Here is a 13,259-nt window from a genome sequence, read left to right as displayed (position 1 = left end):
CGCCGCGACCGCGTCGAACCCGCCGACCCGGCGGTGCGCTCAGGGCTGCCAGGTGATACGTCCCCCTTCGAAGTCCTGGGCCTTGCCGCCCTGGTAGTCGTATTCGTCGCTGGTGGGGTAGCCGTAGCCGCCGTTCGCGCCCGCCCGTGCTTCCCACGTGGTGCGGATCGCGCCCCAGACGACGTGCGCGCCGTACTTCGGGGACCAGTAGATGGCGCCGTCGTTGAACAGGTTGTAGCGGCCGTTGTTCTTGGCGGCCGCCTCGTCGGTGATCGGGAAGCCGAGCGGGCTGTTCTCCCAGCCGTAGGCGGCCCACTTGTCCCGGATGGCACCGCCGATCTGGTGGGCGGCCGTGCCGACGGACCAGTAGATGGACCCGCCCTGGAAGTGGTTGTAGCGCCCGGGCTTCGACGGGGTCGACTCTTCCCTGGTGACGGGGTAGCCGAGCACGCCATTCTCCCAGCCCAGGTTGCCCCATTTGTCGCGGATCGCGCCGCCGACCGCGTTCGCGCCGGTGCTGGGATGCCAGTAGATGGAGGCGTTGCGTTCGAAGGCCTGGAATTTCCCGCCGCGGCCCGCGTCGGATTCCGGCGTGACCGGATCGCCGAACACGGCGCCGCCGCCCGCCTGGTCGTATTCGACCTCGATCGCGCCGCCGACATCGAACGGCCCGATCGGCCGGGCGCCCGCCGGGCCCGCCGTGAGCAGTGCCGCGAGCGCGGTGGCGGTGGCCGCGGTCAGCGCGACGCGGCCGTGTGGGCGAGGGGTGCGAGATAGACGTGCCAAAAGAACTCCCGGGGTGCTGGTGAGTACGAGACAACGGTGTCGCGCAATCCGACACCAGCCCTATCGGCGGTACCGGCGAGGTCGTTAGCCGAGGACTACGCTTGGCCGCATGGTCGAGTCGACGCGAATCGTGCTTGCATCCCGGCCGGTGGGCGCGCCCACCCCCGCGGACTTCCGTATCGAAACCACGGAACTGCCACCGCTCGAGGACGGGCAGGTGCTGCTGCGAACGTTGTACCTGTCGCTCGATCCCTATATGCGCGGGCGGATGAGCGATGCGGAGTCCTACGCGAAGCCGGTCGAGCTCGGCCAGGTGATGGTCGGCGCCACGGTCGCGGAGGTGCTCGACTCGCGCGACTCCGGGTTCGCGAAGGGCGATGTGGTGCTGGCCTACTCGGGCTGGCAGAGCGCCGACGTAGCGTCCGCGTCGTCCCTGCGCAAGCTCGATCCGGACAAGGCGCCGATCTCCACCGCGCTCGGTGTGCTCGGCATGCCGGGCTTCACCGCCTACTCCGGACTGTTGAAGATCGGTCAACCGCAGGCCGGGGAGACGCTCGTCGTCGCCGCGGCGACCGGTCCGGTCGGTGCCACGGTCGGGCAGCTCGCCAAGATCAAGGGTGTGCGCGCGATCGGCATCGCGGGCGGGCCCCAGAAGTGCGCGGCGCTGCGCGACGAGCTGGGCTTCGACGTCGCCCTCGATCACCGCGCCCCCGACTTCGCCGACCAGCTGCGGGCGGCGGTGCCAGACGGTATCGACATCTATTTCGAGAACGTCGGCGGCCACGTCGCGGACGCGGTGTACCCGTTGCTGAATACCTATGCGCGCGTGCCGGTTTGCGGCATGATCGCGAACTACAACGCGAGCGGCAAGCCGGAGGGTCCCGACCGCTTCCCGTCCTTCTACGCCCGCATCCTCACCAAGAGCCTTACCGTTCGCGGCTTCATCCAGACCGAGTTCGTCCGCGAGCTGTATCCCGATTTCCTGCGGGAGGTCTCCGGCTGGATCGCGGAGGGACGCATCCGCTACCTCGAGGATGTCGTCGAAGGGTTGGCCAACGCGCCCGAAGCTTTCATCGGGCTGCTCGAGGGGCGCAACTTCGGCAAACTCGTCGTGAAAGTCGCCGACTAGCAACGACAGTCATCGGCCGGCGCGGCGTCGCGGTCAGGGCTCGCGGCCGATACCTGCCCATTACCGGGCGGATTCGACGTCGGTGTCGCCGGCGTCGGGATGTCGGCTGACCACGGGCACCACCCCGGGCTCGACGAGGTCGGTGCCCGCGAAGAGCGCCTCGGTCTCGGCCCGGCCGCGCGGGTGGAACGTGATGCCCGCCTGTTCGGCGGCATCGAGCCGCTGGGCCACCCCGTGAGTGCCGCGCGGTTGTGGGTCGTCCTCGGGTCAGATCACGGTCTTGCTTCGGTGTGTCGAATTTTCGGTGTGTCGCAGACCACGCGTGATCTTGGTGAGGTTCAATTGCGCAGGTCACGAGTTTTTCCGGCGACGAGCGGAAAGCGGGAGCGACATGGCACGAGTCCGTAGCGGCAGATAGCTCCGTCGTGCCAGTGGTGTCGGCGAATTCTGTGCCGGCGCATTTCTTCGGTTGGTCGAATCGCGCACGACAGCGCGATTTCCTCGTGTCCGGACCCACCTCAGCCTGCGAAAAGGAGCAACGAACGTGAGCATGATTCTGGCCGCGCTACACGACACCGTTCTTGCGGAGGTCAGCAATCCGACTCCGGAGGCGCCGCCGCTGGCGGACAAGTTGATGCAAATGGGCCGCTACTTCACCTGGCTCGTGCAACTGTCCGGCATCACCGCCATCACCTACGGCGGTGGCCGGTTCGCGTGGGAGAAGTGGAGCGGTGGCGGTTTGCAGTCGCCCAAGATGATCGCCAGTGCGATGGCCGGCGGTGCGGTGGCGACGAGTGCAGGAACCATCATGAACTCCGTTATCGGCTGACCTCGTACCGATTTCGATCACCGGCTCGGCGAGTGGATCTCGTTGAGCCGGACTCAGCTGTCACCTGCACAGCGCCCGTTGGGCAGCCGCACAACAAACTGGACGCTTGATCAAAGCTGTTGTGCCGCAATCTAATTCCGCTTGGAATATGACTCGGATCACATTGTGACGGCCAACTGTCCCAGATACATTGTGTGCGATGAATCGCACGCGATCTATCTCGGAAACGAACGGCGTCGCCGTCGAATGCCGGAAAACGGTCGCCGACCGCATCATCGAGCTGATCGCCGCGCACACCGATCATGTCTTCGGGGTCGGCGGCGCGAACATCGAGGACGTCTACGATGCGCTGCATCGCAGCGCCGCGCCACTCACCGGCGTCGTCGCGAAACACGAGTTCGGTGCCGCGACCATGGCCGACGGCTACGCCCGCACCACCAACCGCCTTGGGATCGTGGTCGCGACGTCCGGTGGTGGGGCCCTGAATCTCGTTGCCGCGCTGGGTGAATCGTTCGACTCGCGGATACCGGTACTGGCGCTGGTCGGCCAGCCGCCGCGCCCCCTCGAAGGGCACGGCGCCTTCCAGGACACCGGCGGTGGGCACGGACGAATCGACGCCGAACGCCTGTTCGGCACCGTCGCACGAGTCTGCCTGCGCCTGGACCGAGCCGAGGACGTCACCGAGGTCGTCACCCGGGCGATCGAAGCCGCACGAGCAGGCGGCCCAGCAGTCCTCTTGCTCCCCAAGGACGTTCAGGCACAGCAAGCGCCCGACGAAGAAGCTTGGCCGATCGACCCTGGACCGAGGCCACTCGACCTTGTTGGCGGTGAACCATCCGGAAACGGTGCGAGGCGGGGTAAAGGCGGAGTGCAGCTTGACGGCGCGCTCGACTCCGAGCCGAAGGGCGATTGCCGCGAAGGCGCGGCGCAAAGGGGCCAGGCGCGACGGGTCGACGGCGCAGTGCGTGCGGGTGTGTGGCGCACCGTGATCATCGCGGGACCCGAGGTTGCGCGGGCGGACGCGCGGGGGGAATTGCTTGCTGCCGCAGTGGCATTGGGGGCAGCGGTGGCGGTGACGCCCGACGCGAAAGACGTCTTTCCGAACGGGCACGCGCACTTCGCGGGGATCGCGGGGAGTATGGGGCATCCGCGGGTAGCGGAGCTATTGGCTGCTGCCGAGTTGTGCGTCGTGGTCGGCACTCCGCTGCCCGTGCTCGCCAGGGCGGGGCTCGAGGCCGCGCTCACCGCGTGCCCGCGGATCTGGCATATCGGCACCGATCGCGCCTTCGTGCGCACAGCTGCCTGGCTGTGTGGTCCACTGCGGACCAGGTTGGCCGAGCTGACCGCGTCGGCGGCGGTCGATGCGGTGCTGCGGGAGCCGATCGTGCCTGCGCCACTGGAGGTTCCGCATGCTTCGGGTCCCGGCGTGCGCTACCGCGACGCCCTCGACGCGATCGCCGCGCGCCTGACGCCGGGCACCGACGTGGTGGTCGACGCGGGCAACACCGGCGCGGCCGCGGTCCATCACCTGCCGGTGCCACCGGGCGGCCGCTTCGTGATCGCGTTGGGCATGGGCGGCATGGGTTATGCGTTCGGCGCGGGTATCGGCAGCGCGCTGGGCCGGCGGCGGCGCACGTTCGTCCTCGCCGGGGACGGCGCCTACTTCATGCACGGTCACGAGGTGCACACCGCGGTCGAGTACCACGCGCCGGTCACGTTCGTGATCTTCAACAACAACGCGCACGCCATGTGCGTCACCCGCGAACAGCTCTACTACTCCGGCGATTACACCTACAACCGGTTCGGACCCGCGCGCATCGGCGCGGCGGTGGCCGCCATGTTCCCGCATCTCCCCGCCTATTCCGCGGACACGCGGGCCGAGTTCGAGGCCGCACTGCACGCGACCGCCACCGAGACCGGCCCGGTGTTCCTCGAAATCCGCTGCGACCCAGACGAAATCCCACCCTTCGCCCCCTTCCTGAAGGAGCTCTACGCATGACCGAACCCGCCGCCGCGCCGATCGAGGTCCCGGATGTCGAAGTGCCAGGCGTCTATCGGATCGAGAACATCAGCGTCAAGGAAGGCATGCCGATCGTCCTGGACATGACCCGCGCGGTGTATCCGCACGACGAGGTCTACGGGCAGTTCTGCACCGTCAACGAGTACGTCGCCGCCCCGCCCGACGAGGTGTTCGAGTACCTGTCCGATACCCGCAGCCTGTGCGAATGGACCTACAGCATGCGGGGTTTCGAGCGCACCGCCGAACCGGACCTGTGGGTGTCCGACGATCGGATCGGCGAGCACACCCGCATCTACACCCGCACGGTCGCCAACGCCGCGGCCCGCACGGTCGACTATCACTGTGCCTGGGACCAATCCGAGCACCTCTGGATGATCTATCTGATGCGCGTGCTCGACGCGCAGGTGGTGCTGAACAAGCCGGGCTCGGTGGTCGTGTGGACCAACTGTCACCATCCGTTCTACGACGAGAACGGCTACCCGGACACCGCCCCGCCGGGTCGCCCGGTCTGGGTCGGGGATTTCTGGAATCTCTTCTACGCGGGCCACCTGCTGGAACTGCGGAATCTGAAAGCGATCTGCGAGCACCGGCACGCCAAAGGCGAGCCGGTCAAGCCGAAATGGCTGGACTGATGGGCACGACGACCGAAACCGTAAGCCTGGCAGACGTTTCCAGCTACCTGCCGAAGAACCGGGTCGCCGCGGACTATTTCGCCCGCTACGCCGATCCCGCGGACAACACCTCGAACGCGATGTTCAAGTCCCCGCCGTTCCGGCATCACATCGCGCCCGGCGAGACGCCCGCCGATATGGCGGAGCAGGCGATCGCGCCGATGCTCGAACGCCGGGGTAGCGAATTCCTCAGCGAGGTAGACGTTCTCATCGTGCACACGCAGATCCCCGAGCTCGGCATCGTCGGTAACGGGGGAGAGGTTGCCGCGCGGCTCGGCCTCGCCCCGGAGTGGCTGATCGACCTGCACAACGGCGGGTGTGTGGCCTTCGTCTACGCGATGAAGATCGCCAGGCAGCTCTTGCTGAGCAGTGCCGCGCGTGCGGCGTTGATCATCACCGTGCAGAACGCGGCGGGGCAGATCTTCACCCAGGAGCAGGTGCGGTCCAAGCCGCAGGCCGCCATCCCCGGGGACGGAGCGGGCGTCGGTCTGCTCGTGAAGTCCGGTGAGTCACCGATTCTCGACGTGGAAGCCCGGCATCTGCCGGAGTACGCGGGACAGATGACGGTGCTCGCGGATCCGCCGCGCAAGTACTGGGAGGCGGGTCCGGGCCAGATGCATGTCGGCTTCACCGAGTCGAAGATCGCGAAAGTGCTTGCCCGGGGCAATCGCATCGTGCCGGAGGTGGCACACGCGGTATGCGGGCGGATCGGCGTGCGGGCCGACGAGTTGGACCTGCTGGTGACGAACCAGCCGAACCGGGCCTTCTTGCGCAATTGGCGTGACGCACTGCAACTTCCGGTCGACCGGCACCCCGACACGTTCGACGAGTGCGGCAACCTGTTCGCCGCGGGCATCCCGGTGACGCTCGATCACGCGGTGCGCGCCGGTAAAGTGCCCGCCGGATCGCTGCTGCTGCTCGCCGGTTTCGCGCATGCCGGGGATTTCGCGGCGGCCGCCGCGGTGCGCTGGGGTGGACGCTGAGGACCGCGGCTGATGCACACCGCGCACCGCGGCCACCGGCTGTCCTTGAACGAAAACCCGTACGGCCCGCTGCCTTCGGTGTGGCAGGCGCTGACCGGGGCGCTCGGCGCGGCGAATCGGTATCCGGAGTTCCTGCCGCGCAGGCTGCCCGAGCTGATCGCGACGCGGCTCGGCTACCCGCCGGAGCAGGTGGTGGTCGGCGCGGGCGCGACCGGCGTGATCATGCACATTCTGCAGGAGTTCGTGCCGCCGGACGCGGGGGTGGTGCTGGCGACGCCCACCTTCGACGGCTACCCGCTGCTGACCGCGACGGTCGGCGGCCGGGTGGTGGAAGTCCCCTTGACCTCAACGGGGCACCAGGATCTGCCCGCGCTGGCCGCGGCCGTCAACAAGCGGACGGCCGTCGTGGTGCTGTGCAGTCCGCACAATCCGACTGGCACCGCGATCGGGCACGCGGAACTCTCGGGGTTCCTGGAACGTACTGCTCGGTCGGTCGTGGTGGTCTTCGACGAGGCCTATGTCGATTTCGTGCGGCCGAGCGAGCGGGTGCGCAGCGCCGAGCTGCTCGCGCGCCATCCGAACCTGATCGTCGTGCGCACCTTCTCCAAGGCGTACGGCCTGGCCGCGCTGCGGGTCGGTTACGCGCTCGGCTCGGTGCCGCTCATGGCCCGAATCCGGCGCTGGCAGTTGCCTTTCGGGACGACCGCCCTGGCCGAGGCGGGCGTGCGCGCCTGCTACGCCGCGGAGGCGGAACTGGCGGTGCGCACCGCGACGATCACCCGCGAGTGCGGCAGGCTCACGACCGGGCTGCGCGAACTGGGCTATCAGGTGCCGACCAGTAGCGCGAACTTCGTCTACCTCACCGGCTGCGATTCGCTCGAACTCGACCGGCTGCGTGTGGGTTTCGCCGGCGCCGAGATCCAGGTGAAACACTGCGCCACCGGCATCAGGATCACGGTGGGCGACACCGCGGCAACCGAGGCGGTGATCGCGGCCGCACGGTGAGAAATTCCCTGTCCACCATGCGTACAGTGCAGGGTATGTTCGAACAAGCGCATCCCACCGCAGCGGTGCGTGTCGATCCGGCCGCACCACACGGCACCGTCGCAACCGCCGGGGATCCCGACCACGACCTGCTCTCGCTGACGAACCAGCTGTGTTTCGCCCTGTACTCGACCTCGCGCGCGATGACAGCGGCCTACCGGCCGTTCCTCGACGCGATGCACATCACGTATCCGCAGTACCTCGCGCTGCTCGCGCTGTGGGAGCGGCCCGGGATGACCATGAAGGAACTGGGCGAACAGCTACGCCTCGACTACGGCACCGTGTCGCCGCTGATCCAGCGACTACAGGCGCACGGTTTCGTGGAGAGCGTGCGCAGCGCGCACGACCGCCGCTCGGTCGAACTGCGCGCGACCGAGGCGGGTATCGCACTGCAGCGCCAGGCGCGGGAGATGATCGAGTCCGTGATGGCCTCGGTCGGCTACCCCATCGACACCCTCATCGCCCTGCGGGACCAGGTGAACGCGCTCGGCGAACGGCTCGACGCGCTGACCGGCGAGCGCAAGGAGCGGTAACCGCTCAGGCGTCGAGCACCTTCACCTGCCGCTGCACCACCGGCGGTTCGGTCGACCACGGGAAGTTGATCCAGCGATCGGTGTGCCTCCACACGTATTCGCAGTCGACTTCCGAGCGCGGCTTCTGATAGATCACCGCGCACCGCACCTCGGCGACGTGGTGTTCGCAGAAGTCGCGCACCAGCTTCAGTGTGGCCCCGGTGTCGGCGACGTCGTCGGCGACCAGCACGGTGGCGCCGGCCAGATCCACGGCCTGCGGGACCGGCGGCAGCATCACCGGCAGATCGAGCCGCTGGTCGATGCCGGTGTAGAACTCGACGTTCATCACGTGCAGGTTCTTCACGTCTAGCGCGTAACCGAGCGCGCCGGCCACGAACAACCCGCCGCGCGCGATCGAGAGGATCAGATCGGGCTCGAACCCGTCGTCCGCGATCGTGGTCGCCAATTCCCGACTCGCCGAACCGAACAGTTCCCAGGTCAGCACTTCCCGATCCGCCATGGATCCTCCATCTTCCTCGTCGCGACTGCGCACCGAGCATACGAGGGGCGCGCGGTGTGTCCGCCCGCACGGTCCGCGTTCGGTGCGGCCACGCGGGTGCATCGGGCCGGTGCTCGCCGCTCGGCCCGATTTCGGCGGAGAAAGCCCTTTACCCGATTCGCGGCTTCGCCAAACGGCGCGAACGCATTCCGCCGCGCGATTTCCGCCGGAATTGTGTCCGGCTTTTCCGGGTGTGCCGATACGTGGACGACACCCGTTTGAAATCGGGCAAAACGTTTGTGGCTTCGGCTACGGTTCGCGCTATCGGGTCTCACCTCGGCCCCTTTCCTGCCTCCCGTGCACTAGAGAAATGAGGATTGTCATGCGCCTGTCCCCGGTCCGGATCGCGGTCCTCGCAGTCTTGTTCATCGCGGCGGTAGCCGGCCTGACCTCCGTGGCCGCGATCGCGGGCGCCGAGGAACCGTGGACCTACGTGTGCGACGACATCGAGGAGCCGGAGCAGGTGGGGGCGGTCGGCACGGGGAACTGTCAGGCGCGCAACGGCGCTCCGGAATCCGGGCCGATCAAGCAGAAGTTCAAGCTGCACCAGCGTGGCATCGCGCCGAAGCCGGAGATGATCGCGGTCTGCGAAGGCGAGAGCAAGGAGGCTTTCGGCGAGGCGGCCTTGCCGGCGAAGGTCGATGGATTCGGTTGCTACGTCTACGAAGGCGCGCTGGGCGGCTAGTCCCGGCGGCGATCCTGCCACGAGTCGTGCAGCCCGCGCATCGCGCGCAGACCGGCGACCGACACATCGGGCCACGGCGGGCGGCGCAGGATCGCGAGTGTCGTGATCACCGCCGCCGCCAGCCCGATGAATTCGCCCAGCAGCGCGAGACGGGTGGTATCCACGACGGGCTCCCATTTCACCTGGCCGTCGTGCACGACGAAAATGCCGAGCGGCGCGGCCGCACGAGGGCCACCGCCGGGTCGGACGACAGTGACGATCGTCGACCCGTCGGCGGTCTCATAGGGTTCGCCATAAACCCGTGTTTCCTGCGCGTCCGGCGTGAACCGGCGAATGACCCTGTCGCTTTTCATGTTTCCCCCGGCTGCGGTCGGTTGATCAGCCCACCGTACCCGCCGGACGCGCCACGGGGCGGATCTCAGGGCTGCAGACGGTGGCGATCCCGGGGAAACAGCGCCGCCCGGCGGATGTTGTCGGCCTCGGTGAGGCGCGACACCCACCGTTCCAGCCCGATGGCGAAACCGCCGTGCGGTGGCATGCCGTGCCGCATCGCGGCCAGGTAGGCGTCGTACGCGGCAGGGTCCGCACGGCGCGCCGCCAGCGCGGCGAGGTAGTCGGCATGGTTGTGCAGGCGTTGCCCGCCGGTGACCAGTTCCAGCCCGCGGAACAGCAGGTCGAAAGAGTTGGTCCAACGCGGGTCGTCCGGCTGCGGATGGGTGTAGAAGGGGCGTTTGGCCGCCGGATAGCCTTCCACGGCAAGGAAATCCGAGTCGTAGCGCTGCTTGGCCCACGCGCCGAGGAAGCGCTCGTGTTCAGGCGCGAGGTCGGGCTCGTCGGCGGCGGCGCCGACCAGTTCGAGCGCCTCGCGGAAGTGCACGACCGGGATCTCCTCGGGTACGACAGGCAGTCGCACCCCCGCGGTTTCGACTGCCGCGGAGGCTTTTTCGGCGATGGCCTCCAGCATGGCCGCGAGTGTCGCGCGGAGCTGGGCGAGTACGTCCCGGTGGTCGCGCACGAACCCGAATTCGACGTCCAGGGAGACGTATTCGGCCAGATGCCGCGCGGTGTCGTGCGGTTCGGCGCGAAAGACCGGACCGACCTCGTACACCCGCTCGAAGACGCCGGTGAGCATCTGCTTGTACAGCTGCGGTGACTGCGCCAGGTAGGCGGGCGCTCCGAAGTAGTCCAGCGCGAACACATTCGCGCCTGACTCGGCGCACTGGCCGACGATCTTAGGGGTGCTCACCTCGGTGAAACCCGCACCGTCGAGGTGCCGCCGGAAACCGGTGAGCGAGGCGGCGGCGATCTGCCACACCGCCCGTCGCGTCGGATGGCGCCAGCTGAGCGCGGCGTGGTCCAGCGCGACCGGCAGGGTGACGCCGAGTTCGGGGCGCCACAGCTCGAGCGGCGACGCCGCGGCCGGTGCGCTCAGCGCGTGCACGGCCGGGTCGACGAGTTCAACCCCGCCCGGCGCTTTGGCGTTGCGGCTCGCGGTTCCGGTCAGCCGGACCACGGTCTCCTCCGGCAGTTCCGAAACCTGCTGACGCACAGCGGGATCGGTGACCACCGCCTGGGCCAGTCCGGAGCGGTCGCGCAGCACGACGAAGCTCACGCTCGCGAGCTGCCTGCGCCGATGGATCCAGCCCTCGATGGTCACCGGACCCGGTTTTCGCAGGGCTGCGGGCAGTGCCGCACAGAGCGTACGTGGCATCGAAATCACCTCCTGGTTGTCGTCCCCGGGAGGTGTGGGCGATCGGGTATGTCGCGGTGCCACCACACCTTCGCGACGCGTGGCGCGCCGCCTCTGCTGGTCGATTCTGAGCTCGGTGACCGGCCGACGCGGCTCGGAGTTCGTCACGCTCGTCGGCGCCGCATTCTCGATGGTAGTGGCCACCGGCGACCGCGCCAGTCATTTTCCCGGCGCGGCCCGGTGTTTCAGGCCAGGCTGTCCGCCCGCGAGGAGGACATCGCCGTGACGCGGCCCGCGGCGTCGAAGGCGATGGCCACCTCCAGACCCGGACCGGCGAGCAGGAGTTTGCTCGCGTCGTCGGTGAAGGTGGCGGCGAGCCCACGCTGCACCGCGTAGCTGTGGATGGCCCGTCGATGGTCGGGCAGCTCGAGCCGGAAGACGCCGTTGAGCACGTGCATGAGGCTGAGTAGATCGAGCGCGGGCGGGGTCAGCTCGGGGTGTTCGATCAGGACCGCGAGCCGGGTGCCGCCGCCGACATCGCAGCTGTACCACGTCCAGCTGCCCGAGACCGCCTTGCACAGTTCACCGATGAGCCAGGTGACCCGGTTCGGTTCGGTGGGCGCGCCGGGCAGCTTCGCGAACGGGATCTCGGCGGTGTGCAGTTCCGGGATCCCGTGGCGCAGACCGTAATCGCGCACCGACCGGGCGAGTTCGGTGACCTCCGACGGGTACCAGTCGTAGTTGGCCCAGCTCCACAGCCAGCTGCGCGGACCGGGCGCGGCCGTGCCGAGGACGTGAAACCGCGTACAGGCCAACGGATGATCGCCGAAGAACTCGAATAATGGCGGCTCATATGTGACATGCCAGCGGTGCGCGCCGAGCACTTCGATACTGCGCTCTTGATGTTCATACGACATTAATGCCGCGTCATCGAGCAACTGTTCGAGGGTTGGCGATTCACTGCGGAGATAAGCCGTCACGACAGCTAATCCTGATCGATTTTCATACACGACGCATCCCCCTAGAATTGGCGTCCATAGCGGTTCGCCTGTCGTTATGAGCGTCTGGTGATCCGATGATTATGAAATTACGCCAGCCGGAACCGATGTCGTCGGCGTGGCGTGGCGTGGATATACCCCGATGTGCTCCGATGCCCCGGAGAACCGACCGGTGTGCACGATGTGTTTGCGCGCGGAGACTACCGGTGGCTGGTTTGTACGCCGATCTGCTTGGTGAGCGCCCGGACGTCGGTCAGCAGTTGTGGTGCCTGGCTACAGTCGTCGGTGTTCACGTTCTTCGTCGTGTTGTCGGCGTAGGTCACGACCACTTCGTAGTAGAACTGGTCGAGGCATTCGTCCGGACCCAGATAGCTGTCGCTGAGCGTGCGGAACTGCTGGCTGCCGACCAGGTCGAACAATTGGCCGCGCCGCTGATCGGCGACGGCGCTGTCGACGGTGTAGATGTCGTGGACCCCCGCGATGCCACCGGTCTGGTGTAGTTCGATGCGCACCGCCGCGGAGGTGGTCGCGGCGGTGGACGGGTCCGGTGCTCGACCGCTGGATTCCGAGCCACAGCCGGTGGCTCCGAGCAGTGCCGCGGCCACTCCGATCGGGAAGGCCGCCGCCAGTACTCGCCTGCGGTGAAATCGCGGTTTCCGCATGCTTCTACGCTACTCAGACAGGTCGGCGAACGTAATCGTTCATCTATTCCCCAGTCGCGCACCGCAACCGCGCCCACCGGGCGGAGCGGGCGTTCGCTCGGGCGGTGGGCGTTCGGGCGGTACGGGGCGGCAGGGTGGCATGATCGACCCCGGGACAGGTCGGCCCGGCTACGGAGGGTGTTTCATGGCAACCGTCGGCGTACTGCGCATCGCCCGGTTGCGGGCGCTGATCGAGCATCCGGGTACCGGCGCCGGCGAACGTGCCGTGGCGCAGCGGATGCTCGACCGCATCCTGCACAAGTCCGGTACCAGCGCAAGGACCGATTCCGCGCAGCGGTCCTACGGTGCCAGGCACGACCGTGGCGGGCGGCACGCCGATCTTGCGCGCATCGTCGAAATGATCCGCGCGGACCTCGATTTCGCGCAGCGCTTCACGGTGCCGGGGGAGGCCACCGAACTCGACCTCCGCAGCCCGATCCGCGACGCTCCGGCCGGGATCACCTACTCGGTCGAGTCGCCGTCCTACGGCCGGATCGTCATCGGCATCGAAGGTGTCCCGCTCGAGTGGGGATGGTCGCGGGCGGACGGGATCGAGACCGTCGCCCCGGCGCTGCACGAACTCGCCGCCGCACTGGCGGACATCATGGACAGCTACAACCGGGACGGCCCCGAGATCGGCAAGCGGTTCTTC

16 protein-coding genes are annotated in these 13,259 nt (G+C 67.9%); 9 read left to right on the top strand and 7 right to left on the bottom strand.

All coding sequences use genetic code 11. From position 1 onward, the window contains the following. Positions 1 to 39: 39 nt before the first annotated feature. On the bottom strand, positions 40 to 786 hold the full coding sequence (locus TY25_RS09165; protein WP_014984245.1) for an LGFP repeat-containing protein: 747 nt from the start codon (positions 784 to 786) through the stop codon (positions 40 to 42). A gap of 109 nt (positions 787 to 895) precedes the next feature. Here TY25_RS09165 and curA point away from each other — a divergent pair, with 109 nt between their 5' ends. Further along, a complete protein-coding gene (gene curA, locus TY25_RS09160) occupies positions 896 to 1,915 on the top strand; it encodes an NADPH-dependent curcumin/dihydrocurcumin reductase (RefSeq protein ID WP_042255494.1) in 1,020 nt (339 codons plus the stop codon). 60 nt (positions 1,916 to 1,975) lie between these two features. Here the strand turns inward: curA and TY25_RS42525 are convergent, their stop codons facing one another. Then, the gene (locus TY25_RS42525; RefSeq protein ID WP_115347071.1) at positions 1,976 to 2,146 is read right to left on the bottom strand and encodes an SAM-dependent methyltransferase; all 171 of its coding nucleotides are present in this window, start codon (positions 2,144 to 2,146) and stop codon (positions 1,976 to 1,978) included. Positions 2,147 to 2,465: 319 nt separating this feature from the next. Between TY25_RS42525 and TY25_RS09155 the strand changes: the two genes are divergently transcribed. The 6 genes from TY25_RS09155 (at position 2,466) to TY25_RS09130 (ending at position 7,995) form a co-directional block, all read left to right on the top strand. Next, positions 2,466 to 2,744, top strand: a complete 279-nt coding sequence (locus TY25_RS09155) for a hypothetical protein (protein ID WP_029892379.1) — start codon at positions 2,466 to 2,468, stop codon at positions 2,742 to 2,744. Positions 2,745 to 2,943: 199 nt separating this feature from the next. Further along, entirely contained in the window at positions 2,944 to 4,743 is a 1,800-nt protein-coding gene (locus tag TY25_RS09150) for a thiamine pyrophosphate-binding protein (RefSeq protein WP_042255493.1), read from the top strand. Continuing rightward, positions 4,740 to 5,396, top strand: coding sequence for a DUF8713 domain-containing protein (locus TY25_RS09145; protein WP_042255492.1), 657 nt, complete (start codon positions 4,740 to 4,742; stop codon positions 5,394 to 5,396). Before TY25_RS09150 ends, TY25_RS09145 begins: the two co-directional genes overlap by 4 nt. Then, entirely contained in the window at positions 5,396 to 6,418 is a 1,023-nt protein-coding gene (locus tag TY25_RS09140; protein ID WP_042255491.1) for a 3-oxoacyl-ACP synthase III family protein, read from the top strand. Before TY25_RS09145 ends, TY25_RS09140 begins: the two co-directional genes overlap by 1 nt. A 12-nt stretch (positions 6,419 to 6,430) precedes the next feature. Then, positions 6,431 to 7,423, top strand: a complete 993-nt coding sequence (locus tag TY25_RS09135; protein ID WP_042255490.1) for a pyridoxal phosphate-dependent aminotransferase — start codon at positions 6,431 to 6,433, stop codon at positions 7,421 to 7,423. A 35-nt stretch (positions 7,424 to 7,458) separates the two neighbouring features. Continuing rightward, on the top strand, positions 7,459 to 7,995 hold the full coding sequence (locus TY25_RS09130; protein WP_342215985.1) for a MarR family winged helix-turn-helix transcriptional regulator: 537 nt from the start codon (positions 7,459 to 7,461) through the stop codon (positions 7,993 to 7,995). A 4-nt stretch (positions 7,996 to 7,999) separates the two neighbouring features. Here the strand turns inward: TY25_RS09130 and TY25_RS09125 are convergent, their stop codons facing one another. Next, positions 8,000 to 8,494 carry a phosphoribosyltransferase gene (locus tag TY25_RS09125; RefSeq protein WP_042255489.1) on the bottom strand — a complete coding sequence of 165 codons (495 nt, stop codon included), beginning with the start codon at positions 8,492 to 8,494 and terminating at the stop codon, positions 8,000 to 8,002. Positions 8,495 to 8,843: 349 nt separating this feature from the next. Between TY25_RS09125 and TY25_RS09120 the strand changes: the two genes are divergently transcribed. Further along, a complete protein-coding gene (locus tag TY25_RS09120; protein ID WP_146153994.1) occupies positions 8,844 to 9,218 on the top strand; it encodes a hypothetical protein in 375 nt (124 codons plus the stop codon). Here TY25_RS09120 and TY25_RS09115 read toward each other — a convergent pair. The 4 genes from TY25_RS09115 to TY25_RS09100 all read right to left on the bottom strand — a co-directional run bounded on the left by TY25_RS09115 (position 9,215) and on the right by TY25_RS09100 (position 12,568). Further along, on the bottom strand, positions 9,215 to 9,571 hold the full coding sequence (locus TY25_RS09115; RefSeq protein WP_042255487.1) for a hypothetical protein: 357 nt from the start codon (positions 9,569 to 9,571) through the stop codon (positions 9,215 to 9,217). The genes TY25_RS09120 and TY25_RS09115 overlap by 4 nt on opposite strands. A gap of 65 nt (positions 9,572 to 9,636) precedes the next feature. Next, positions 9,637 to 10,929, bottom strand: coding sequence for an aspartate--tRNA(Asn) ligase (gene aspS / locus TY25_RS09110; RefSeq protein ID WP_042255558.1), 1,293 nt, complete (start codon positions 10,927 to 10,929; stop codon positions 9,637 to 9,639). A 224-nt stretch (positions 10,930 to 11,153) separates the two neighbouring features. Beyond that, positions 11,154 to 11,888 (bottom strand): DUF6882 domain-containing protein, encoded by a 735-nt coding sequence (locus TY25_RS09105; RefSeq protein ID WP_280430839.1) that lies wholly within the window; start codon positions 11,886 to 11,888, stop codon positions 11,154 to 11,156. A gap of 218 nt (positions 11,889 to 12,106) precedes the next feature. Further along, positions 12,107 to 12,568: a hypothetical protein gene (locus tag TY25_RS09100; protein ID WP_014984259.1), complete on the bottom strand. Its 462-nt coding sequence runs from the start codon at positions 12,566 to 12,568 to the stop codon at positions 12,107 to 12,109. 184 nt (positions 12,569 to 12,752) lie between these two features. Between TY25_RS09100 and TY25_RS09095 the strand changes: the two genes are divergently transcribed. Further along, positions 12,753 to 13,259, top strand: a 507-nt coding sequence (locus tag TY25_RS09095; RefSeq protein ID WP_042255556.1) for a hypothetical protein, incomplete at its 3' end; no start/stop codon positions are given.

It is taken from the genome of Nocardia brasiliensis NBRC 14402, from assembly GCF_000308475.2.
GTDB classification, from domain to species: domain Bacteria; phylum Actinomycetota; class Actinomycetes; order Mycobacteriales; family Mycobacteriaceae; genus Nocardia; species Nocardia brasiliensis.
This window is presented reverse-complemented; position numbering and strand designations above follow the sequence as displayed.

Excerpts from the sequence above, each read along its gene's own strand:
- TY25_RS09115 (WP_042255487.1), bottom strand. The coding sequence starts at position 9,571 with ATGAAAAGCGACAGGGTCATTCGCCGGTTCACGCCGGACGCGCAGGAA.
- curA (WP_042255494.1), top strand. The coding sequence starts at position 896 with ATGGTCGAGTCGACGCGAATCGTGCTTGCATCCCGGCCGGTGGGCGCG.
- TY25_RS09130 (WP_342215985.1), top strand. The coding sequence starts at position 7,459 with ATGTTCGAACAAGCGCATCCCACCGCAGCGGTGCGTGTCGATCCGGCC.
- TY25_RS09155 (WP_029892379.1), top strand. The coding sequence starts at position 2,466 with ATGATTCTGGCCGCGCTACACGACACCGTTCTTGCGGAGGTCAGCAAT.
- TY25_RS09135 (WP_042255490.1), top strand. The coding sequence starts at position 6,431 with ATGCACACCGCGCACCGCGGCCACCGGCTGTCCTTGAACGAAAACCCG.
- TY25_RS09120 (WP_146153994.1), top strand. The coding sequence starts at position 8,844 with ATGAGGATTGTCATGCGCCTGTCCCCGGTCCGGATCGCGGTCCTCGCA.
- TY25_RS09150 (WP_042255493.1), top strand. The coding sequence starts at position 2,944 with ATGAATCGCACGCGATCTATCTCGGAAACGAACGGCGTCGCCGTCGAA.
- TY25_RS09100 (WP_014984259.1), bottom strand. The coding sequence starts at position 12,568 with ATGCGGAAACCGCGATTTCACCGCAGGCGAGTACTGGCGGCGGCCTTC.
- TY25_RS09125 (WP_042255489.1), bottom strand. The coding sequence starts at position 8,494 with ATGGCGGATCGGGAAGTGCTGACCTGGGAACTGTTCGGTTCGGCGAGT.
- TY25_RS09140 (WP_042255491.1), top strand. The coding sequence starts at position 5,396 with ATGGGCACGACGACCGAAACCGTAAGCCTGGCAGACGTTTCCAGCTAC.
- aspS (WP_042255558.1), bottom strand. The coding sequence starts at position 10,929 with ATGCCACGTACGCTCTGTGCGGCACTGCCCGCAGCCCTGCGAAAACCG.
- TY25_RS09145 (WP_042255492.1), top strand. The coding sequence starts at position 4,740 with ATGACCGAACCCGCCGCCGCGCCGATCGAGGTCCCGGATGTCGAAGTG.